At 43.1% G+C, this 21876-nt stretch carries 20 protein-coding genes; 19 read left to right on the forward strand and 1 reads right to left on the reverse strand.

The genetic code is table 11. The annotated features are described in order from the left end of the window. Positions 1-56 precede the first annotated feature (56 nt). Positions 57-956, reverse strand: a complete 900-nt coding sequence (locus tag AC1XUE_RS05585; protein ID WP_483354948.1) for a DUF3078 domain-containing protein — start codon at positions 954-956, stop codon at positions 57-59. A gap of 308 nt (positions 957-1264) precedes the next feature. Between AC1XUE_RS05585 and AC1XUE_RS05590 the strand changes: the two genes are divergently transcribed. The 19 genes from AC1XUE_RS05590 (at position 1265) to AC1XUE_RS05680 (ending at position 21862) form a co-directional block, all read left to right on the forward strand. Beyond that, on the forward strand, positions 1265-1699 hold the full coding sequence (locus AC1XUE_RS05590; RefSeq protein ID WP_483354949.1) for an RrF2 family transcriptional regulator: 435 nt from the start codon (positions 1265-1267) through the stop codon (positions 1697-1699). Between the two features lie 61 nt (positions 1700-1760). Continuing rightward, entirely contained in the window at positions 1761-2972 is a 1212-nt protein-coding gene (gene hmpA / locus AC1XUE_RS05595) for an NO-inducible flavohemoprotein (protein WP_483354950.1), read from the forward strand. Between the two features lie 258 nt (positions 2973-3230). Then, a complete protein-coding gene (locus AC1XUE_RS05600) occupies positions 3231-3578 on the forward strand; it encodes an HNH endonuclease signature motif containing protein (RefSeq protein WP_483354951.1) in 348 nt (115 codons plus the stop codon). A 193-nt stretch (positions 3579-3771) separates the two neighbouring features. Beyond that, complete coding sequence (locus tag AC1XUE_RS05605) at positions 3772-4257, forward strand: phage terminase small subunit P27 family (protein WP_483354952.1); 486 nt, start codon at positions 3772-3774, stop codon at positions 4255-4257. Further along, positions 4254-5969, forward strand: coding sequence for a terminase large subunit (locus tag AC1XUE_RS05610; RefSeq protein WP_483354953.1), 1716 nt, complete (start codon positions 4254-4256; stop codon positions 5967-5969). The genes AC1XUE_RS05605 and AC1XUE_RS05610 overlap by 4 nt, the downstream gene beginning before the upstream one ends. Before the next feature lie 265 nt (positions 5970-6234). Beyond that, on the forward strand, positions 6235-7572 hold the full coding sequence (locus tag AC1XUE_RS05615; RefSeq protein WP_483354954.1) for a phage portal protein: 1338 nt from the start codon (positions 6235-6237) through the stop codon (positions 7570-7572). Continuing rightward, positions 7538-8161 (forward strand): HK97 family phage prohead protease, encoded by a 624-nt coding sequence (locus tag AC1XUE_RS05620; RefSeq protein ID WP_483354955.1) that lies wholly within the window; start codon positions 7538-7540, stop codon positions 8159-8161. The genes AC1XUE_RS05615 and AC1XUE_RS05620 overlap by 35 nt, the downstream gene beginning before the upstream one ends. Before the next feature lie 26 nt (positions 8162-8187). After that, the gene (locus tag AC1XUE_RS05625; protein WP_483354956.1) at positions 8188-9507 is read left to right on the forward strand and encodes a phage major capsid protein; all 1320 of its coding nucleotides are present in this window, start codon (positions 8188-8190) and stop codon (positions 9505-9507) included. 59 nt (positions 9508-9566) lie between these two features. Beyond that, a complete protein-coding gene (locus AC1XUE_RS05630; protein ID WP_483354957.1) occupies positions 9567-9737 on the forward strand; it encodes a hypothetical protein in 171 nt (56 codons plus the stop codon). 5 nt (positions 9738-9742) lie between these two features. Next, the gene (locus AC1XUE_RS05635) at positions 9743-10279 is read left to right on the forward strand and encodes a hypothetical protein (RefSeq protein WP_483354958.1); all 537 of its coding nucleotides are present in this window, start codon (positions 9743-9745) and stop codon (positions 10277-10279) included. Continuing rightward, on the forward strand, positions 10269-10625 hold the full coding sequence (locus AC1XUE_RS05640; RefSeq protein ID WP_483354959.1) for a phage head completion protein: 357 nt from the start codon (positions 10269-10271) through the stop codon (positions 10623-10625). Before AC1XUE_RS05635 ends, AC1XUE_RS05640 begins: the two co-directional genes overlap by 11 nt. Beyond that, a complete protein-coding gene (locus AC1XUE_RS05645) occupies positions 10622-11149 on the forward strand; it encodes a hypothetical protein (RefSeq protein WP_483354960.1) in 528 nt (175 codons plus the stop codon). The genes AC1XUE_RS05640 and AC1XUE_RS05645 overlap by 4 nt, the downstream gene beginning before the upstream one ends. Continuing rightward, complete coding sequence (locus AC1XUE_RS05650; RefSeq protein ID WP_483354961.1) at positions 11146-11532, forward strand: gp17 family tail completion protein; 387 nt, start codon at positions 11146-11148, stop codon at positions 11530-11532. The genes AC1XUE_RS05645 and AC1XUE_RS05650 overlap by 4 nt, the downstream gene beginning before the upstream one ends. Before the next feature lie 23 nt (positions 11533-11555). Then, the gene (locus AC1XUE_RS05655; protein WP_483354962.1) at positions 11556-12026 is read left to right on the forward strand and encodes a hypothetical protein; all 471 of its coding nucleotides are present in this window, start codon (positions 11556-11558) and stop codon (positions 12024-12026) included. 71 nt (positions 12027-12097) lie between these two features. Continuing rightward, positions 12098-12466: a hypothetical protein gene (locus AC1XUE_RS05660; protein WP_483354963.1), complete on the forward strand. Its 369-nt coding sequence runs from the start codon at positions 12098-12100 to the stop codon at positions 12464-12466. Positions 12467-12513: 47 nt separating this feature from the next. Next, positions 12514-12804 carry a hypothetical protein gene (locus AC1XUE_RS05665; protein ID WP_483354964.1) on the forward strand — a complete coding sequence of 97 codons (291 nt, stop codon included), beginning with the start codon at positions 12514-12516 and terminating at the stop codon, positions 12802-12804. After that, positions 12801-15893, forward strand: coding sequence for a tape measure protein (locus AC1XUE_RS05670; protein WP_483354965.1), 3093 nt, complete (start codon positions 12801-12803; stop codon positions 15891-15893). Before AC1XUE_RS05665 ends, AC1XUE_RS05670 begins: the two co-directional genes overlap by 4 nt. Then, positions 15893-21460, forward strand: a complete 5568-nt coding sequence (locus AC1XUE_RS05675) for a hypothetical protein (protein ID WP_483354966.1) — start codon at positions 15893-15895, stop codon at positions 21458-21460. Before AC1XUE_RS05670 ends, AC1XUE_RS05675 begins: the two co-directional genes overlap by 1 nt. A 9-nt stretch (positions 21461-21469) precedes the next feature. Continuing rightward, the gene (locus AC1XUE_RS05680; RefSeq protein WP_483354967.1) at positions 21470-21862 is read left to right on the forward strand and encodes a hypothetical protein; all 393 of its coding nucleotides are present in this window, start codon (positions 21470-21472) and stop codon (positions 21860-21862) included. Positions 21863-21876: the final 14 nt, after the last annotated feature.

Raw genomic sequence — 21876 nt, forward strand, 5'->3', positions numbered from 1 at the left:
GTCATGTTAGCGCTCGTAATATATTGGATAATAGCCACCTTATGGTAAGATTCATCTCAGAACGAATACAAAAAGCCAACGTTCAGACCTTGTGCAAATTGCACGCTGTTGCTCTGATCATCATCATAGGCCAATATCGCGCTGAAATTCACATTGATAAATTTATTCACTTTTGCGGTAACAGACGCATCAATACGATTATCTATATTGAACGGATCGAGTATACTTGAATAAAGCTGGTATCTGCATTTCACATTCACCTGCTTGGTAATATCTCTGTTATAGTTGGCCACAATCTGCATCAATGCCAGCTCGTATCGGATACGCTTGCCTATTGGCACACCATAATTATTCTGGTCGGGTGTGTACGGATATAGTGTTCTGTCCCAAACGATAGTCTGCCGGAATGCACCTGGCGCAAAGTCGACGAAGAAGAACGCATCCGGCTTGTATTCCAGACCGATGGATTGCGTAAAATAGGCCGGAGCGAAAGATCTGGAAGTCTGCCTGGTCACTTTTACAGAATCAACTACAAATTCATAATTATAACCAGCCGCGAATTGAGACTGAAAGTTAATATTCCCAAAAAGCGTCCATTTCTGATCAATCTCCCGGTTATATTTTGCATCAAAAAAAATCCGATCCTGACTTTTCCGATTTTCCTGCCCTCTGTTTTTCAAAAATCCATATTGCAACTGTAAATCAGTCCGCCACGAATTTTTGCCTTGTCTGTTTTCAAAGAGTGCATTAAAAAATGTTCCTATTCCTGCCGAACTAACACCACCGCCCGTCCAGTTGCTGCTAAAAGATCCCTGATTAAAATTAGCACCGAGTTCCATTTTATGCCAACTCGTATCTTTTGTTACCTTAAGTCTGGAGGCATGAAGGCTATTGGACATATCAATAAGCTTGCGGAGATCCGCAGCACTTTGGGCAGAAAGTCTGCCTGCCTGCATAAAAAGGACAATTAAAATAACTATTAACGAGGTTTTTTGGAAGCAATTCCAAAACGTTGAAATACTGCGCATTATAAAAAATTACTCAAACTAGGCGAAACTGGTTCACTACGGCTGTGATCCTACATAAAAGGCATGCTATAATTTAACTGGATCTTCAAACATTTATTCTCAGAAACTGACAAATATTGCAATTTTTTCTGTGACCCGACACCTTTATTCAATGCTTTATACGTAACTGAATAATTCTCAAGAAAATAAAAGACATTTCTATCTTTTATTTATGATTTCAATATTATCTTTACGGCATGTTTTCAAAAACGTGTAAGTATGCCATCAGAGCGATGATCTATATAGCTCAGCAGTCCAAATCTGGTGGAAAAACCGGATTTAAGCAAATTGCACATGCCATAGATGCTCCTGAACCCTTTATTGCTAAAATTCTGCAGCAGCTTGGCCGGGAAAACCTGGTTCAGTCTGCGAAAGGTCCGCATGGTGGTTTTTATATCAATAGTGAAACTATGAATAAAACGCTTGCGGATGTGGTCAATGCCATTGACGGGGATAAGATTTTTAAAGGGTGCGGCTTAGGATTGACATTCTGTTCTGAAAAGAACCCCTGCCCCATACACAATGAATTTAAATCAATCAGAAATCAGATGCAGCAAATGTTACAATCTGCTACGGTGAGCCAGTTTAATGATCTGCTTGAACGTCGATTGGTACACTTAGGGAGGAATTGAAAAAATTTACAAAAATAGAAGATAAAAAGATCCTTTAATATTTTATAAATTGAATTGCCATATGGAAACAATACATAAAGAACTCGTAAAAGCTACCGTACCCGTCTTAAAAGAACATGGTGTTTTATTAACCACACATTTTTATCGCCGTGTTTTCTCTTTTAATCCGGAACTGAAAAACACATTCAATATGGGAAATCAGCAAAATGGAAAACAGCAGACAGCGCTCGCAATGGCGGTTCTGGCATATGCTGAGCATATTGATAACCCGTCGGTATTACTTCCTGTTCTTGAAAAAATCGGACATAAACATACCAGTCTGGATATACGCCCCGAGCACTATGATATCATCGGCAGGCACCTGCTCGCCTCTATAGGTGAAGTACTGGGTGACGCAGCAACGCCCGAACTGATCGAAGCATGGACAATGGCTTACGGACAGTTGGCTGGCATTATGGCAGGAACAGAAGCGCGCTTGTATGCCAACCAGGTCAACAGAGAAAATGGCTGGACGGGCTGGCGACCATTCATTGTGAAGGATAAAATTGAAGAATCGGCTGAGATTACCTCTTTTCACCTGTACCCTGCCGACGGAGGTAAGGTGCCGGACCATGTACCCGGACAGTTTTTGAGTATAAGATTGTTCCTTCCTGAGCTCAATCTCTTGCAACCCCGTCAGTACAGTATTTCCAATGCACCGAATCAACTGTATTTTCGGATTTCGGTGAAACGCGAAAAAGGTGCTGAGCTGAACACAGACGGAATGATCAGCAACAGGTTACACGATTTTGTCAATCCGGGCGATCTGATAGATGTGAGTGCGCCAGCAGGGGATTTTGTACTGAATCAGGATTCTGAGAATCCCATCGTTTTTATCAGCGGCGGCGTAGGTCAGACTCCACTGGTTAGTATGTTGGAAACACTCTTACAGCAATCTGACTCACGACCGATCACATGGGTTCATGGTTGCAGGAATGAATCCGTACATGCTTTCAAAAACACAGTTGACTATTGGGCAGATGCGTATCCGAATCTGACAAAGCACATATTTTACAATGAAACGGAACGGCTCTGCGATGCATCTGTGATTGCTGGTATTGTTGATCTGAATTACATTCAGGAAAAGGAATTACCGGTGGCAGATGCCGACTTTTATCTCTGCGGCCCGTCATCTTTCATCAGTAAACAATATCAGGATCTCAGAACAAAAGGTGTAGCGAAAGAGGCTATTTACTTTGAGGAGTTTGGTCCTTCGGTTCTTAATCTTAATTAAGATTTTAATGAGCATATGTAGCTTTATATAAGCTATTTATGCTCATTTATATTTTCAGGGTGTACTTGCTAGGGGACGAAATAATTACTATCATTGCATTCATTATACTTCATCAGAAAAACTAAAATAATCATGAAAAATTCTTCCTACATCTACGCCGTACTCTACCGAAACGACCTTGCAATTATTTGTTGATGAAAAATAGAATGGGGAGTGGCCTTGCTGCTCCTCTATTTTCTTACATAATCTATAATAAGCATGAGCGTTCGGACATCTGCGGAAGTCCGCAAGATTCGTAATAGTCGCCAATGGCGCGACAAAGTAAGACCTCAGCAGTTGCTAGACTTCCCCTACTGCGAGGAATGCCACAAGAAGGATGCGCTAACCGAAGCCGTTGAAGTTGATCATAAGATGCCGCTTGAATCAGGTGGAGATCCTTATGATCCCGACAACCTTCAATCATTGTGTAAGCGATGTCATGTAATCAAGTCAGCTGAAGAGAACAGACAGCGCATGGCTAACATGCCGGACCTGGCTGGGCGAGATCCAGAGATTTACACAGCCGCTGCAAGACGGCATAAATCGAGATACCTGAAGCGGTTTTGATCGTGGTCGAAGTCATCACATCATCATAAATTGTACTATATCAAGAAAATTGCACTTTACCAATAGGGTCGAGCCAGGGGGAGGGGTCAAAAGGTTTTTCGACCTTTTTTGGCAACCGTCGTCACTCTCTTTCTTATATCGTGTCAAAATTGACAGCAAATTCCCCGACAGGGCAAAAAAGACCAAATATTCTATGGCAGGCAGGAAGCCGAAAAGTACAGAATTACTAAAGGCGCAAGGAACGTATAGAAAAGATCGACACAGTAAGCGCGTACTAGTAAAAGACGCGTTGCAAAAATCACCAGTTGACTGGCTGAATGAAGAAGAAAAAGCTGTCTGGTCTGAATGGTATGAGCACCTTCAGAAAAATGAGATACTCAAAGAAACGGACGAGGTTGCTTTCGGTTTGTTGTGCAAAACTTTTGTTCGAGTCAAAAAGCTGACTGACGAAATGCCGGATATGAAAAAGTATCTGATAAAGCATAAGTCCGATGTCGGAGCAACCGTTCAGAAGAAAAATCCGCTTTATGATATCTTGGCAGATTCAGAAAAAACCCTGTTAAAATTATTGACTGAATTTGGTATGACACCTGCGAGCAGAGCTAAAGTTAAGTCAGCCATCGGAGAAAAGAAAAACCCTTTACACGAGTTGCGCAACAGAGGCAAGAGTAGTTCATGATTAACCCGATTTCTAAAGCTTATGATTATGCCTCCGGCGTTTCGTCGGGTGATATTGTTGTGGGCGAACTTATAAAACTAGCTGTTAAAAGATTTCAAGATGACTTGATAAATGGCGAAGCGAAGGGTTTTAAATTCGATGAAGAGGCGGCACAAAAGTGGCTTGACTTTTTCGAGATGCTTCGTTTTACAAAAGGCAAATGGAAGGGTCGGCCGTTTTCTTTGGAGCCGTGGCAGTGCTTCATTATTGCCAATATCTACGGGTGGGTTCGCTTGGATGATGGTAATAGGCGGTTTACGGAAGTTTACATTGAGATTCCAAAGAAGAACGGAAAGACTGAGATTGCCGCAGGCGTGGGTCTAGGTATGCTGGTATTGGATGATGAAAACACTCCGGAAGTTTACGCGGCTGCTGCAACCAGGGATCAGGCAAATATTTGTTTCAAGGCTGCCAAATCAATGGCAAGGCAGTCGGAGATACTTAGGCCGGAGCTGGATATCTTAACCTACAATCTTTATTGCGATTACAATGAAGGTACGATGCTGGCCGTATCTCACGACGCGGATAATACTGAAGGTAAGCATTCGAGTTGTGTATTATTCGATGAATATCACGTCCATAAGACGGATGACGTAAAAACGTCCCTTCGTTCGGGGATGGCGGCGAGGGAGCAGCCGTTATTTTTCACCATTACAACATCTGGTTCAAATAAACAGGGACCTTGCTATAAATATCGGAGCGGTTGTATTGACGTTTTGAAAGCAGTGTATGATCGTGAAAATATGTTCGCGATGATCTATACGCTCGATGAGGGTGATGATTGGGAAGATCCGGCGATGTGGCGGAAAGCAAACCCTAACTACGGTGTTTCTGTTCGTCCGCAGTTTCTTCAAGAGGAATACGAAAAGGCAAAGAAGAATGGCCGTGAAGAAGTTGAGTTTAAAACAAAGCACCTTAACCTATGGGTTGATGCTGACGTTACCTGGATTCCGAAAGAGAATTGGGTTGCCTGCGCGGATCTGGAATTCACACCCCCGCGTGGAGCTTCGTGTTTTGGCGGAATAGATCTGGGTAACAGTAATGATATATCTTCATTCGCGTTGTATTTTCCAGAGCATAAGTATTTGAAATTGTATCATTACGTAGCAAAGGAAGCGGCCGAATATGCAGCCAGAGGCGGTATCAGTTATAATGACTGGATTACCGAAGAGCATTTACATGCTACAGAGGGTAAAACCACTGATTACAACTTTATTATGCAGGATATAATAGAGTGTGCTGAGATGTGGGATATTAAATTTATAGGAATGGACCCTAATCATGGTCAGTTGTTTTTTGATCAGGTATCCGAACAGTTAGGGGTGAGTTGGGGAGCGAAGAAGAATTTGCAAAATGGAGAAATCAAATGGGCAAACCATGCAAAACTTGAAAAATTCTCACAGGCAATAGCTGCTTTCAATTCACCTACCCGCATGTTTGAAGAAATGGTAACAAACGGCATTATCCGGCATGACGGCAATCCTGTAACAACATGGATGCTCGGTAATGTTGCGATCATGACGAATCATTTGGGACAGATTAAACCGGCCAAGGACAAGAGTAAGGATAAAATTGATGGAATTATTGCTGCAATTATGGCTATAGGAGAGTTTTCTATGTGGCACGTTGTTGCGGATACTAACGATCTGGACGAAAACTATGGAATCTACTAGTTTAAAAATACAAAGCGAAGAGTTGAAGTTAACGAAGGATGGTTTTTTTAGGCTATTCAACGCTTTAAGAAGAGAGGGGCTGTCTGTTCATCAGGCATACATAAAAATATCATCTACTTGTAGTAAAAGTGGATGCCAGAACTATTACAACACGCTAGATTCACTAAAAGCGGCTATTTATACTGCTAACAAAAAATACTAGGTATTGCCAATACCTAGTATTTGAGAATGAGCCAATGTATTGCAGGTTAACAGCCGTAATTTAGTGCCCACGAACTATAACACACACTACACTTTGTTTGAGTGGGCAGGAAATATTTTTAAGAGAAGCACTTATGTGCCTGAGCCATCTATTGATATAGAACCATTGACAGAAGAAAGGTCAATGAATGCCTCTACAATGGATGACGCTGCAACTTTCCTGAAAAACTTGGGATTGGAGCATCTTATTGGTAATGTTTCCGCCAACAACTCGATGGGTATCGCGACCTTTTACGGGTTTGTGAAATACATCAGTAATCAAATATCAAGTCTTCCGTATAATGTATATCGTTATGATGAAAAATGGACGGATAGGGAGTTAAATCACCCTTTGAGCTACGCTCTTGAAACGAGAATGAACAGAAATATGTCCCCGTTTATTGGGCGCAGGACAATGTTGGTTAATGCGCTCGTTCACGGTTGGAGTATATCTGAAATTATTAGAGATGAAATGCGTCGTACGGAGTCAATCATTCCGCATGCGTGCTCAGAAGTTTATCCGATTTTTGACGAAGGGAGTGATAGCTATTTCTTCCACATTACAAAAACCGGAAAGACGTTATCGCAAGACGACGTAATCTTTTTAAAAGACTTGTCATTTGACGGAAGAGAAGGGACTTCTGTAACCACATTTCAAAATAGTTGCTTGCGCGTAAATCTTCAAGCTATGGGATTTACGACCAAGTTCTTTGAAAATGGCACATTTATGGGAGGCTTTATTACGCACCCAAGTGTAAATGGTGTAAAAAAAGAAGAGGCGGCAATGGAGATAAAGTCGCGGGTTATGACCTCCTATAAAGACGGTTCCGGCGTTTCGATCCTACCAACAGGCTCTGAATATATCAAAATTGGCCTAAATCCGGCAGATTCAAGGCTTTTAGAGATTTTCGACAAGTCAGATAAGGATATCGCTAAAATGTTCAATCTGCCGCTTACTGTTATAGGCGACACAGAGGTTCAAAGCTCCTGGGGAACCGGCGTTGAGGCAATGAATACGATTGTTACAAACTCAGTTCTTATGCCCTGGGCGCGACAAATCGAAGAAGAGGTTGACTACAAGTGTTTCAGGAAGGATGAAATTCAGGATGGATATTTTACCGAGCATAATTTCAAAGGACTTCTGAGGGGTGACTTTAAGTCACAATCGGAGCACATTATCAATTCGGTTAATGCCGGGACAATGACGCCGAACGAGGGTAGATACTTCGATAATCTTAGGCCACTGAAAAAAGGCGGTGACGATGCATACATGAACGGCACGATGACGCCGATATCGCTAATTAAAGACGTTAAAACAGGAGAGCAAAATGGAAAAGGCGTTTCTACCTCAGGAGCAGAGTGAGGTAAGGACTTTGCAGGATGAACAAGGCGCTCGCTGGATTGAAGGTAAGTCAATTGTATTTGACTCTCCTTCTCGTATTATGCGTACGTTAAGGTCTGTCGCCAAAGGTATTAACAGCTTTCAGGAGATCATTGACAAAAATGCGCTTGACGGGGCTGACTTCTCGAATGCAATTTCCTGCTGGAATCACAATAAGGACATAATCTTAGGATCAGTCCGGAATGGTACTGCTACATACGAGATTGACCAAACTGGAATGCCTTATAAGACCCTGCCGCCTGATACACAATTGATTCGGGACATGGTATTTGCTCCTATTGATCGTAGGGACGTAACAGGAAGCTCTTTTGTGTTCAATATCGCTCCAAACGGCGATTATTGGGAAAGAGGAGCGAATGGATTAGTTACCAGGTATGTAAGAAAAATTATCGTGGTGTTAGAATGGGGGCCGGTTACAGTACCTGCTTTTCCTGACACTACAACTGAAATCGTTTCGAGGTCTTTTGACGATTTTATTGCAACGTTTCAACAGGAGGAAAAATCATACAACGCGCAGCTCGCAAAAATGCGACTGTCGATAGGATTCTAAATTTTACACTATACACACAAACAATAATGGCTAAGAAAACACTTAAAGATTTACGGGACGAATTGGCCTTACGTTCCGCTGAGGCTGATAAACTTCTCGAGGCGGGCGATGCTGAGCAAAGAAATTTGAACAGCGATGAACATGCTGCGTTTGAAGCAAAGTCGGCCGAAATTCGGTCTCTAAAAACCCAAATTTCCGAACTGGAAGTGCAGGAAGCATATCAGATCGGTCGCGCTGCTTCGGGTGGAGCTGGCATGGGTAACCGTGATACTTCAAAGCAGGATCGCAAGGATATGGCTCGTTTCAACCTTAACCGCGCCTTACTGCTTGATGCCGAGCAGCGTTCATTGGATGGTATTGAGCTTGAAGTCTCTCAGGAAGGGGAAAAACGTGCTTTGCAGGATGGTATCTCTATTCCGGGGCCTCGCAAAGGTATTATCGTGCTGGATGAGGTCTATGAAAGCCGTGCACTTGGTCAGGGTGTCACAATTCAAAATACTGCTCCTGGCGACTTGGGAGGTTTGTTTGTGCAGAAAGAGCTTCAAAGTATCCAACGATTGATTCAGGCAAAGACATTCCTTAGTGAATGGGGAGTCGAAATCATGAGCGGATTGAAAGGCGACCTGGTATTCCCTGTTCAGGAAACTACCATCGACATTCAGGAGTTGACGGAAATTGAAGAAATGGAAGATGATGAGATCACTTTCAGTTCATTCGAGATGAAGCCAAGCCGCCGTGGCGCGACTGTGCCTATTTCCTATCAGATCCTGGATCAGTCCTCTATTGATATGCAAGGATTTGTTTTGAATGAGATTTCCAGTCAGTTAGCTCAGAAATTGAACCGTGAAGTTCTCGCACACTTACTTACCGCTATCACTTCCGGCAACGGCAACTTGCTTGCACTTGGAACAAACGGAGCAGCGGCAACGTGGGAGGATATTGTCAAATTGGAAACAATGATTGACAGTATAGATCATTTGCAGGGATCTCCGAAGTATCTAACCAATGCCAAAGTTAAAGGCAAGCTGAAAGTCACTCAGAAATTTGCCGGCACTAATGGTATTCCGGTCTGGGGAGATAGCAACGATCTTAATGGATACTCCGCAGTTACCACAAATATGGTGCCGTCAACCTTGACAAAAGGTACTTCTAATAATGGATCTGCAATCATTTTCGGCGATCCAAAAGGTTTAGCTGTAGGGCGTTGGGGAGGTACGAGATTCATTACCAATCCATATACTAAGGCGAAGAAGGGGCAAATCGAAGTTACGGCCAACGCATTCTGGGGTGTGAAAGTGAAACGTGCGAAATCATTTGCGGGGATCAAAGATGCTCTGACGTTTTAGTCTCCAATCTTAATTATCTCATAACAAGGCCGGTTAATCCGGCCACATCTATATTTAAAATGGCAGAAGAAAAATCGGCAGAAAAGGATACTAAATCCAATGTCAAAACAAAGAAAGTTGAAATTATCAAGTTTCACCCTATGATTGCTCATGACGTAAAGGAGACGCCAACTTTGACTGAAGAAAAGGCGAATGAGCTGATTGAAAAGGGATACGCCAGAGCACTATAAAATCAATGAAAACATATCCTTTCATAACCCAGAAATATACCACTTCCGTCATTTCCATTGACTTGGCTAAGGCATGGCTAGAAATGGATATTGAGGGTTATGATGGGAAAAATGATGTCATTGAGGAGGTTATTAAGTCAGCTGTTGAAAGTATCGAGGAGGAGCTAAATTTTCAGCTCGGTATCTCAACTTACACGTGGCACTCCCCTTGCCTACCTTACAAATTCAACGATACTTTCTATATCAAAGAAATTGTAAGCATCAAGCATGGAGCTACTGTTATTGATGCCGGCAGTTACTATTTGATGCAAACCAGTGAGCGTTCGTCAATGATCATCTGGTACAGCACTCCAGCTACAGCTCCTTTTTACGAAGTTGTTTTTAAGGCCGGATTTGAGCCTGATAAAGTTCCAGCTGGAATACGTCAGGCGATCAGAGCCAGGATCGGAGAGTTTTATGTTAACCGAGGCGACGGCGTATCAGAAAAAAGAACTTTATCTGACAAGCTGTTGACTCCTTTCATTATTCCTTATGCAGGTTAAAGAGAATTTTACAGCAGGGCGGTATGACAGGCGGGTAACTCTGCTCAGGCCAGTTAATACCGAAAATGAGTACAATGAATCTCAGATTCAGTTCGAACCGGCCTATCAGAATTTTCCCGCTCATCGAAAAGACAATGTAACGACTGATGGAGAGCAGCAAGATAACAAGGCTGTGCAGTCCAAAAATGTCGTTGAATGGGAATTGCGGTTCATTCCGAACATGGGCATTAAAAGCACATGGAAGCTGGTAGATGTTTTTACTGGTAAGGAATATAAAATCATTTCCCCCCCATCTGAAATTGGTAGAAGGCAGGCGATACGAGTAAAAACTTTGGCGCTAGAATGAAAGTAAAGTTTGATACAAAGGAGGTAGATAAGCTGGCTGATTCAATGAAGCGTTACGCTCACATCATGCCGACGCAGAAAGCAAATAGCGTTTTGCGCAGAGCAGTGCGGCCGATGCTTCGTAAAGCCCAAGCGGAAGTTCCTGTATCAAATAATGATCGCGAAAGAATCTCACTGAAGCAGCGGAGCGCAGGTAAAAATGCAAATGCTTACCGGCGCGGCGGAGCAACCAGACGAGATCTTCGCATTAAAATAGTCAAACCGGCCGCGGGAGAGGTTGGCAGGGTGCTTGTCGGAGTCTCTAAGCGTGGAGATAAAGTTGGATGGCGGACGATCTTCATTACGCAGGGTACTAAGATGCGTAAAACGAAAAAAGGAGCCAACCGCGGTAGGATGACAGCAAACAACTTTCTACAACGCGCCAATGATGCAACGTTTCCGGGCGTGGCGGCAGATTTTCAAAAAGAGTATCGTGAAGCATTCGTAAAGTGGACCAAAGCAACATGGCCGCAAATTAACACATGATTACAAGCTCAATTATAAAGCTACTTCTCGCCAACACGCAACTCGCGGCAATTGTCGGCAAGAGAATTCGTCCCAATATTATTAAACCGGACGAAGTGTATCCTGCAATGTATGTGAGTGCCTACCGGATGATAAAGATGGGTTGCGATGCTGGTCATGTTCACACTGGTATTTTGGAGATAGGAGTCCATGCTACGGAGTACTCAAAATGCGCTGAGATTATCAGACTTATTCGTCAAACCCTAGATGATTACTCCGGAATGGTCGGAAATGTAGGAATTTCAATACTGGAAGGCGAACAAACTGCAGATGATTATGACGAAACTGGTACTCGTAACATTCAAGTAATTGAATATGAAGCTTACGCAGAGATTAAAAATTAATAACACTATACACACTTAAAGTAATGGCAAAACAAGCGAGAGTTCAAACGGCCGTGTTGGCCAAAGAGCGAAATCTCTTTGTAAATAAAGGGACCATGGCCGCGCCTGATTGGGTTTGGGTTGGATGTGCCACCGGAAAGGATTACGGACTGGCGAATGAAATGCTCAAGCTAAATTGTGATTCCGGTGAACGTAACGTTGATTCGGGATCAGATCCGGTTTACGATTTCCAGCTTAACGGGTTTGTATTTCAATACGCAGCAGGAGAGCAGGCTACAAATGTATCATCTCTTGATTTTGAAACATGGGCATCTGTAAAACCACAGGTTCGCAGACAATACCGATACGAGGGAAAGTATGTTGGTGATACTGTCAGAACTTTCTGGGCATACATCGCAAACTTCCGCGAATCCGGCACAAATGGCGAAGCTATGACTTACACGGTAGGTCTTAACATTGACGAGCCGCCTGTATTAACAGCTCAAACAGCGTAAAATCAAATTAACACACACTGAAACAACCTCTTTTACATATGTCGAAGAGGTTGTTTTTCAAATCGAATAACATGGAACAAATATTTTCTGATACAAAACTTAGCCTTGAACTAGGAGGTGTCGTATATAACCTATCGTTTGGTATTTTAACTCGTCGTAGGATTGAAGAAATTCATCCGAGATTTGATTTGGTACACGGAACTTTACCAGACTTTGAAATTATACCATTCCTGATCCAATGCGCCATAGAGCCAGAAGATAAAAAATGGAGTACGGAAAAGGAGTTTATTGAATTGTACGAGGAGTGTACAGATGAAGAAAATCTTTCTAAGATTCCTGTTGCCTACCAAAATTCATTGGGGTTTACCAATCGTCGGTTCGAGCTGCTTATCAAAAGGCTGGCCGACACAGTAAGCGAAAGCCAGCCCGCAAAAAAATAAAGGAGATTCCATTCGAATGGCGGGACTATTGGAGAGACGCCGGAACCATGGGTATCAATGTTGCTGATTTTAAGCACATAACACCCTATGAGTTTAATCTTATTCGTGAAGGCTTTCAGAAAAGACAAGAGCACGAATGGAGGCTTGCTAAATACGTCGCATGGAACAACTACGCCATGCAAACCACTGCTGAGGATCGGGTACCCATGGATGAGTTTCATCCCATATTCGAATCTGATCAGATCAACAAGAAGAAGGCTAAACCAATAGCCGCAGCGAGAAAAGTCAGCGCCAAGAAGAAGGCCGAAATGGAGGCTAAAATGAACCAAATGCCATGAGTGTAACAGGCGCAAATATAAAGATAAGCGGTGATGAATCTGGACTGATCAAGAGTTTGAATCAGGCCAGACAGCATGTATCTCTCTTTACCAGAGAAATCAATTCAAACGTTACCCAGGCGTATAAAAGAGCCGACGCGGAGCAAAAAGCATTTCGCGGCGGACTAACGCGTTTGGGTAATGAAATTGAAGGGATAGGTAAGAAAATGACGCTTTTCGGTGCTCTGCCTACCCTTTTTGCTGCTGGTAAAAACTATAAAGATTACACCGAGCTTCAGCGGATGGAAAAAGGGCTTCAACTGTATGGAGAAACCCTTAATGATGTTCGCAGACTTGCAAAGGAGCCTAATATTGGCGTGTTTGACGGCGCAAAATCATTGGTTGGGCTAAGAGCTGTACGCCTTGAATCCAGCCTTGCAGAGCGCGCAGTAAAGTCTTTTGCAAATGCCATAACTGGCGCTGGTGGGAATAGTACAGATCTGGAACCCGCTCTTTTCAACCTTAAACAATTCAAAGCCACACAAAATATCAACCAGGTTGATTTGCGTCAGCTGGCTAACCGGATACCTCAAACCATGGAGGTATTGGAAAAGGCATTTGGTACAACTGATGTTGAAAAGCTGAACAAACTTGGTATTGATAAATTCATTGAGGGATTTATTACTGAGCTTGAAAAACTTCCAAAGGTTGAAGGGTTGGCTGCCTCTGCTGTGGAGCAACTTGGAGATAGCTTTACTTTCTTTTCCGGAACACTTGGTGAAGGGATCGACAAAGCTGTTGGTATCACGCCTAAGCTATTGGCATTAGGTGGCGCTTTAGATGACCTGGCAACCAACTTTGCCTCTCTCACTCCGGAAGCTCAGTCTGCTATTGTTGTACTCGGTGGGCTTGCTGTTGCTATACCATTGGTAGTAACAGCTGTCGGGACCTTAATTAAACTACTCCCAATTACTGCAGCTGGCTTTGCCGGTATTTCCTGGCCTATCATGGGTGCGCTTGCGTTGGCATCTGCCATTGGTGGACTTATAGCGCTTTGGCCGCTTCTCAACAACCAAATGGCTGAATACAATCGCCAACAGGAAGTTGTTGCCAGTCAATCAACCAAATTGAAGCCCTTGGTTGATAAGTACCAGGAGTTAAAGGAGAAAACCAACCTTACAACTGAGGAGCAGAAAAATTTAAAGGATATTACGAAGCAGATTGCCGATCTGGTACCCACCGCTGTTACTGGATGGGATAAGTACGGCAATGCGGTTGATATCAATACAACTAAGGTTAAGCAGCATACGGAAGAGCAGAAAAAGCTTCTGATTGCCATGCAGGCTACGCGCCGTGAAACGCTACTGGCTGATAACAAAAAATCTGGTGAAAGGCAGAAAGAACTTAGTAAGCTTCTTAATGGAAACGGTAAGGTTACAGAGTTCGTTGGTGATGCCTCAGGCGGTACAGTTCTTACCAGAGACATTGGCGCCAGGGAGATACGGGAAGCAAGCAAAGAGCTTGCATCACTTCAAGAGCAAGACAAAAAGAATCGGGCTGAATTGGTTCGTTTGGGTGGCGTTGATATCTATAAAAAGGAATTCGCCGAATATGAAAAGTTAAAAAAGAAGCAGGTTGAGCTTAGCAAGGAGTATGCGGAGGCAAGAAAAACGAATGATGTTGGATTGATTACCAGCATTAACGATGAAGCCGCCGCACTTGCAAAACACATCAAAGCGACTGAATCTCGTATAGGTCCGATGATGTCCGAGTGGAATAAAGGACTTGCGGAGTATGTTGAGGAAAAAGGAAAACCTAAGCCCAAAGAATTTAAGTTCAGCCAGAATAAAGACGGTGCCTCTGATAAAGAGTTAGCGAAGGAAAACCACCGTCGTTATCTGGAAATTGTCCGTGAGGATAAAAAGAAACTCAAAGAGATCCGGGATATAGCCAAGGGTATCAATGCTGTAGGTATGGTGGGCTCAACCATTGAGACAGACAGAACCCTGGCAAACATGGGAGCCAAGGCGAGGGCCAAAACTGATGCATTAGCTGATCGCCGGATGCCTCAAACGCTCAGCGACATATCCCGCAAGTTCAATCAGAATCCAGGCGAGCAAAACATGCAGCTTGCATCAGCTCTGGACCTTAAAGACTATTTCAAAGGGGATCTGAATATAAATGAGTTGCGTGATCATTTTGCTGAAATACCGCGAGTTGTGGGAGAATCAGTTGAAGAGTATCAAAATCGAATTGATGGCTTTGCTGAGGCGACTTCCAAAATGAAAAGCTTTTTCGGAAGTACAATTGGCTTGAAGGAGATCCGGGATTATTTCAGTTCTGTACCTACGGTAGCTGGTGAATCATTTGAAGCCTACAAAGAACGTGTGAACGGTTATATTGACGCTACAATCCAGATGAAAAGTCAGTTTGGTAGCAAAATAAGCCTTTCCGAAATACGGGATTTCTTTGCTAAAATACCACAGGTAGCTGGTGAATCTTTTGAAGCCTACCAGGAAAGGGTGAATCGATATATTGACGCTACAGCACATCTTAGTCAGTCAATGACTTCTGCTTTAAATAATGCAGCTGTTGATTTAGGGACTAGTTTCGGAGAATTGCTGGGGGATATGATCAATTCGCAGGAAGATCCATTTTCCAATTTTGGCAAAAACCTAAAAAGTGGATTTGGTAGACTACTGATGGATATTGGAAAGGCTTTAAACACTTATGGCGTCACCTTGCTAGGTCTCAAAATAGCAATGAAAACCATGAATGCGGGTGTTGCAATTGCAGCCGGTGTTGTTGCGATTGGAGCCGGTAAAGCTTTGTTAAACTCGGCGAATAAGTCGAATAAACAAATCAAAATGGCTAAGGGAGCGCTTGCATATGGTGAAACCCTTGCTGTTGTGGGAGATAATCCAGGTGCTCAGTTTAATCCGGAGGTTGTGGCTCCGCTTGATAAACTCGAAGGGATAATCAACAAAGGACAAAAAGGCCGAGACTCCGGATCTTTTGGGTTTGTGGCTGAAACCCGTATTGAAATGAATGACCTGGTGATCGCAATTCATAAAGTTGAAAAAGCAAATCATAATTTAAAATTACGTTAATGGCACTGGGTTTAAAATACTTTGCAAGGTATAAGGACACTAACAACACTATCAAAGAGCTGCGTTTTCTTAAAGAGAATAACGAAGGTGCAGTCATTGAATGGTATTGCCATAGCGGTGCGGTTACGATCGATTATGCGGAGTCTGACGAAATGTTTTCAGATCCGATTATACCGTCTATCGCAAAAATTAACCTTCACCTTGAAGATTATTATGATCTCTCAGAGTTTGTTTTCAACCGGAAGACATTCTTTGTTGAACTGTGGAATACTGCTGAAAACGTAATTGAATGGAGTGGATGGGTAGAGCCGTGGAATGCTCAGAGGGATCATAAGAGACTACCATGGCAGGTAAGCCTTACGGCCAGCTGCGGTTTGTCTCATTTGAACAGAAAGAAGTATCTGAACACAACGAATATTTTTAAGAAAACAGGACTTGAAATTATTCGTGAATGTTTGAATACTATCGGAGCGACGCAAAACATACTCGTTTCCACTCACATGGTGGAGACTTCTTTTGTTGGATCGGCACTTGAAGGCTTGTCATGCTTTGAAATAAATACGGCCCGTTATTATGACAATAATGGCGAGGCCATGTACTGCGATCTGATCATCAATGACATTCTTAACCATTTCAATGCTGCACTATTTCAGTCTGACAACAGATGGGTGATTTGGGATATTGTCGGGAATGCCACAGGATTCACAAATGATTTCATAGAGATTGGCGGCAATACCGGCGCATCCTGGCCGACTACTTATATTCTGAACAGCGGGTTGTCTGGATCAGCTACAGTTGATGGTGGAACTGTGTCTATTCTTGCTCCAAAGAATAAATACCGTGTAGAGGTTGATTTCGGAGAACAAATGCCATTTTTCCCAAATGGTAACATGGTACTTTGGACTGACGAGGGTTTGGTCGGATGGGATTTCTCTGCTATGCCAAAGGGTAATCCAGGCTGGGAACGATTTGAAATCGGTGTACAAGACGAATCACGTGGAATACTGAAAATTAATGGATATTCTGCTGGGCCACACCGCAAAAAGAAAAAAAAGAAGTTCGGCAAAATCTTACTTAACATTCTTACAGGCGCTGTAGGTAAAAACCTAAAAAATGAATACTACTATGAGCATCCAAATGAATATATTGAATCGTCAGCAGGCCCTGTAACCAAGGATGATAAAAGTGTAACTATTTCATTTGATTATGAATCGGATGTATTTTCTCGGGACATTTTAATTGCTATAAAAATTCCCGTATTGCAGCCAGACGGCTCAGAGAAAGATTTTTGGGTAAACCCTTCTTTAAAACCTGCTCTTGCCAGTGCTGATAAAACTATGGCTGCTGCGCAAGAGGAGTTCTACCTTATACGAATACCACCACTTGACTATGGGAAGCTAGTTGAAAGAGGTAATCTTGATGTGGCAACTAACCCGCCTTACCCATCAGCGCTTTATAATTCTCAAGATCCGCAAGATCCACAAGGTGCAAGGTTACATTGGGCTTGGCGAATTGTGGGAGTACCTAACGGAGAATATAGACGCATTGGGGGCGCAAACGGAGTTATCGTTGAAAACGGAGACGCATTAATAGCAAAAGTTCCAAACGCTGGCGGGTGGCAGGATCAAGTTGGAGATAACTGGGAAGTTATCAACATGCGAACCAATACAAAAAAAGGGACATTCTCACTGGCAGTATCTCTAAACACAACCTTTATAGCTCGTCCAGGTAAACCTTATCCAATTAGTAACATTTTCGTTAGATTTTATAAGATGTCCGGCGAAAACGATACTAATACGCCTCGTTCGGGGAATTGGTACAAGGTATCTAACTTAAAAGGAGAGTTATCAGGTTTTGTAGCTAACTCTGATTCAGCCAAATACGCTACTACACTTGAAAGAGGAAATGTAACTGACGAGGAGGCCACGCAAATTGACCTGATATCGGGGGATTATACTCCATGGTATTCCGGGGCATGGACTAAAATTGGTAGCCCAGATCTAACTAGTAACTGGAAGCGCAGGCCGAATTTACAGGAAGGAATGAGCATCTACCGAGCGATGATGCTTGACAGGTTGTGCTTAACGAGTAGACCTCTGAAAGTGGCGGATGGAAGTATATTTATTCCTGCCAGTGCTCCAAGATTATCTTTTATGCACACCCTGATCATGCAAGATTTGGGAGGTATTAGAATGCGTTTCCTGCGTTTTTCGTACAACGATTACAGTCGCCGTGTTAAGTTTACCGCAGTCGAAGTTAAGTATGAAGAAATTCCGGCAAGTGAGTTAAGGCAAGATTCATACATCCCAGGAACAAAGAAACTTAATGCAATTCCAGGTTTTGGGGATGGAATTTACCCCTCAAAACAGGATAGCACGAACGGTCGGATACTGGAAGAGGATATGCCTTTGACAGAAATAGAGCTGCAGGAAACTATCGATACTAACGCACGCAGAGCTTCTTTATTCGAGGATATACCGGCACTCAACTTTGTTGCTGGTGAGCGAGGATCGGACTCGGTTAATATGTACGAGTATCTTTCCAAAGTTGTTATTTACAACAACGAGGAACAGGATGAGGAAGATCAATTCAACTTTAACTCTCTGCGGTGGGCTGTAGTACGTAAGCCTAATTGGGTAGATAATCAGACGGTAGTTTTCATGGATGTTGCTGTAAGTGGCACGCCTATGGAAGTCGGCAATTATGAAATCGTATTCAGCGTAACAGAGGAGCTTACAGACGAAGAACTTGAGTCTGAAATACCTATGCAGCCTACCTCTGTCGAGGTTATTATTCCGATTAAGGTATTTACAAAACCGGAGCTATCATACAGGCTGATAGATACTTCCGGTGCTACCAATGTTGTGGTAGGTGAGCTACCCGGAGCATGGCCATTGCCTGCAAAATGGGATGTTGAAGTTTATGCGAAAGGTACACATAACCAGTATAAGTTCGGACTCAAAGGAGGAGGCCCCAATGCGGCTGAGGTAAATGAAAATGTAAGTCAGTCGATATTATTGAGCCAGGTTACAAAGCGCCGTTTCTATGAAGAGGATAACGGTATTGTGACTGAGGCTGGGCAATTCAGCCTGTCAGCAGATTTGTATCTTGACGATAAGTTTTTGGCAGGAGAAACGATTGATTTCGTTCTTTACGACGAAAAATTTCTTGACCTGATCAAATTCTTCCTGATGAAAGGCGGCGTTAGCCTGGGTGAATTATCGCAAGCTGGCACATCGTCTTTTTTGGATCCAGAAACAGGAAACTTTAAAATCGAAGTAGATGAGGTTGAACACGACAAAGCAATCTTGTCTTTTGACTTAACTACCCCTGTAACTGTTTTACATCTGGATCAACAAGGGAATCCTGAACCCGTAACAAAATATTCCTATTCCTTTTCGGATGTAGATTTCCCTATCGAGGTTTATGATCACACCGTCAAAATTGAATTGTTTTTGGCGGGTCAGAAAGTGGCTACCAGGTACGTACATTTTGAAACGGTGCCCAAAAAGCCGAAGCCAACAAAGGGGCTTTCTTTGGTTAAAATGGTGCCCAATACAATTGATAGGGTTCTGATAGGTGAACTGCCTGAAACTGGTGGATCTTTTGACCTTCCAGTCAACTGGAATGTGATATCTGATGCGGAGTCGCTACCGTACGATTACGAGAAGGCTGAAATCTGGGAATTGCGAGGCGGGGGATTGATTAAGATTGAGGTGCCAGTCTATACGGGTCAGCCAGATTACACGCTATTTGTCACACCTGTGACCATGGCAAAAACATTGCTCTTTCGCGAGTACAACTCGTTAAATATTGGCAACGTACATAGTACACCGTCAACATTCAGAGTTATGTTTACCCGGCGTCTGGGTGGTGCTACCGGTCAGATAGTAGCGATACTAAAAAGTGATTTTTCTTTCGGTCCTGCCGAAGATATAGAGGACGTTCCAGTTAAAGAACCGGGCGGAGATGTTGTAGAAGTCAATGCTGGCGCGGCGTTATCTGAAAGCGTTGTTAACTTCATCAAGACGCTAAGCGTAAGGCCTGATAACGTTACGATTGAAATCTTCAACCCGAATAATCCTTTACAAAACTGGTTACGTGTCAAGCAGAAATCCATCACTATGGATCACCTTATTGATGTAACTGGTCCGGCTGTAATTGGCCGCACGGCTAACGGTGTTGGAGGTTTAGGGAGCGTGCCTATTGTGTCTGATTTATTAGCGGCAAGCAATCTAAATATCCCTACGGCTCTGGCGGTAAAAAATGCAGTCGCAGCGGGCACGAGCTGGCAAGCTGTAATGGCAAAGGGTAATACAAGTAATATAACCCCGGTTGTTTCTATGGCAACAGCTGAAACGAGCGCCAATTATTTTATATTCCAGCCAACGGATTACGGGACTGGCAAGCCGCGTTTAGCGATACAGAAAAGCAGTCAGTCCGACCGCTGGAATATCTCTATTCATGACGGTGTAAATGCGAACGGCACGATCAATTTTTATTCTCAAAACCTGACACATAATGAGGTAAAACTGGTTCTTGAAACGAGGCAAATCAATACAGGAACGGGTCTGTCAGGCGGAGGTAATCTATCTGCAAACCGCACCCTTGCGTTTGACACTGTTTGGGGCGATGCAAGATATGCGGTTGTTGGAAGACAGATATTGGCCGGAACGGGTCTTACAGGCGGCGGAAGCCTTGCCGCTGATCGTACACTGGCTTTTGATACAGTCTGGGGTGATGCAAGGTACTCGCTTAGTGGACATACACATACTTTCGCAAGCCTGACCAGCAAGCCTACAACCATCGGCGGATATGGAATTACTGATGCCTTTACAACAGCTCAGGCAGATGCAAGGTATGTTCCCCTTACCAGGCTTATAAATACTGGTACAGGATTAAACGGAGGTGCTTCACTTTCTGCGGATTTGTCCTTATCTTTCGACACTGTTTGGGGTGATGCTCGGTACGCAGCAAAAACCCACTCTCATGTATCACAAGATATCACAGATTTTACTACAGCTGTTCGGGGGAAATTCACCGGATCAGGTGTTATTACTGTTAATAATTCGACTGGAATTATATCTTATACAGGCGGCTCAGGTGCTGGTACTGTAGGCGGATCGGGCACAGCGGGGTACTTTACAAAGTGGTCGTCCGGTGGTGCGAATATTCAGGATACTACGGTAAGGGATACCGGATCTGAAATAGAATTTGCATTGAACAGAAGTGTCGGTGTATTGGGAATAATGGCAGTAAGAAATGATTTTAATGTTTGGAAAAATATGTCTTTGGGACATACGAATACGCACGGAACATTAATCATACATAACAATTCGGCTGCATCAGAAATAAATGCCTGGGCGGCGCTAGAATTAAGGAGCACGACAAAGGTTCTGCTTCTATCAAGAATGACTATCGCAGAGCTTACGCTTGTACTAGCACCTGAAGGTTCTATCGCATATGCAGCCGATACTCTTGGTTCTACTGCTGGTTTCTTTTATGGAAGAAAGAGACTGGAATCAGGGTCAGTAGTCTGGACAAGACTTCAAACAGGTTTAACATAAAAAATAAAAATGGTAACCAATTACAAAAGGGTTTCTCAGTTTTTGAACGCAGCTGGTGAGTATCTGAAGGTACACACAGAAGAGACTAAGTTCAGTCACGCCCTTAAGCGGGTATACACTCAAATGGTTGAGGTCGGCAATGAATATCAGGATTTGCTTGATGATATTGATATCGAGTTTGCAAATGAAGATCCGGTAACAAAATCCCTGCTTTACAAAAACACAGAATTTGGAAAGCAATACGAATTTACAAGAGAAGGGCAGAAAGCAAGGACTGCAAAATTACGGGAGCTTTTCGTTGAAGACCGGTTTGATATCAAGCCTCATATCGCGGAAGCACCGGAGGATTTGCAAGAGCCGCTCCTATCAATTTTCAAAGGGTTCGTATTGAAAGGCGAATAGTTTAAGACTACACT

Source organism: Dyadobacter sp. HNCC25DJ187 (assembly GCF_056895255.1).

Excerpts from the sequence above, each read along its gene's own strand:
- AC1XUE_RS05625 (WP_483354956.1), top strand. The coding sequence starts at position 8,188 with ATGGCTAAGAAAACACTTAAAGATTTACGGGACGAATTGGCCTTACGT.
- AC1XUE_RS05655 (WP_483354962.1), top strand. The coding sequence starts at position 11,556 with ATGGCAAAACAAGCGAGAGTTCAAACGGCCGTGTTGGCCAAAGAGCGA.
- AC1XUE_RS05645 (WP_483354960.1), top strand. The coding sequence starts at position 10,622 with ATGAAAGTAAAGTTTGATACAAAGGAGGTAGATAAGCTGGCTGATTCA.
- AC1XUE_RS05605 (WP_483354952.1), top strand. The coding sequence starts at position 3,772 with ATGGCAGGCAGGAAGCCGAAAAGTACAGAATTACTAAAGGCGCAAGGA.
- AC1XUE_RS05650 (WP_483354961.1), top strand. The coding sequence starts at position 11,146 with ATGATTACAAGCTCAATTATAAAGCTACTTCTCGCCAACACGCAACTC.
- AC1XUE_RS05610 (WP_483354953.1), top strand. The coding sequence starts at position 4,254 with ATGATTAACCCGATTTCTAAAGCTTATGATTATGCCTCCGGCGTTTCG.
- AC1XUE_RS05635 (WP_483354958.1), top strand. The coding sequence starts at position 9,743 with ATGAAAACATATCCTTTCATAACCCAGAAATATACCACTTCCGTCATT.
- AC1XUE_RS05680 (WP_483354967.1), top strand. The coding sequence starts at position 21,470 with ATGGTAACCAATTACAAAAGGGTTTCTCAGTTTTTGAACGCAGCTGGT.
- AC1XUE_RS05640 (WP_483354959.1), top strand. The coding sequence starts at position 10,269 with ATGCAGGTTAAAGAGAATTTTACAGCAGGGCGGTATGACAGGCGGGTA.
- AC1XUE_RS05630 (WP_483354957.1), top strand. The coding sequence starts at position 9,567 with ATGGCAGAAGAAAAATCGGCAGAAAAGGATACTAAATCCAATGTCAAA.
- AC1XUE_RS05675 (WP_483354966.1), top strand. The coding sequence starts at position 15,893 with ATGGCACTGGGTTTAAAATACTTTGCAAGGTATAAGGACACTAACAAC.
- AC1XUE_RS05660 (WP_483354963.1), top strand. The coding sequence starts at position 12,098 with ATGGAACAAATATTTTCTGATACAAAACTTAGCCTTGAACTAGGAGGT.
- AC1XUE_RS05590 (WP_483354949.1), top strand. The coding sequence starts at position 1,265 with ATGTTTTCAAAAACGTGTAAGTATGCCATCAGAGCGATGATCTATATA.
- AC1XUE_RS05620 (WP_483354955.1), top strand. The coding sequence starts at position 7,538 with ATGGAAAAGGCGTTTCTACCTCAGGAGCAGAGTGAGGTAAGGACTTTG.
- AC1XUE_RS05670 (WP_483354965.1), top strand. The coding sequence starts at position 12,801 with ATGAGTGTAACAGGCGCAAATATAAAGATAAGCGGTGATGAATCTGGA.
- AC1XUE_RS05665 (WP_483354964.1), top strand. The coding sequence starts at position 12,514 with ATGGGTATCAATGTTGCTGATTTTAAGCACATAACACCCTATGAGTTT.
- AC1XUE_RS05585 (WP_483354948.1), bottom strand. The coding sequence starts at position 956 with ATGCAGGCAGGCAGACTTTCTGCCCAAAGTGCTGCGGATCTCCGCAAG.
- hmpA (WP_483354950.1), top strand. The coding sequence starts at position 1,761 with ATGGAAACAATACATAAAGAACTCGTAAAAGCTACCGTACCCGTCTTA.
- AC1XUE_RS05600 (WP_483354951.1), top strand. The coding sequence starts at position 3,231 with ATGAGCGTTCGGACATCTGCGGAAGTCCGCAAGATTCGTAATAGTCGC.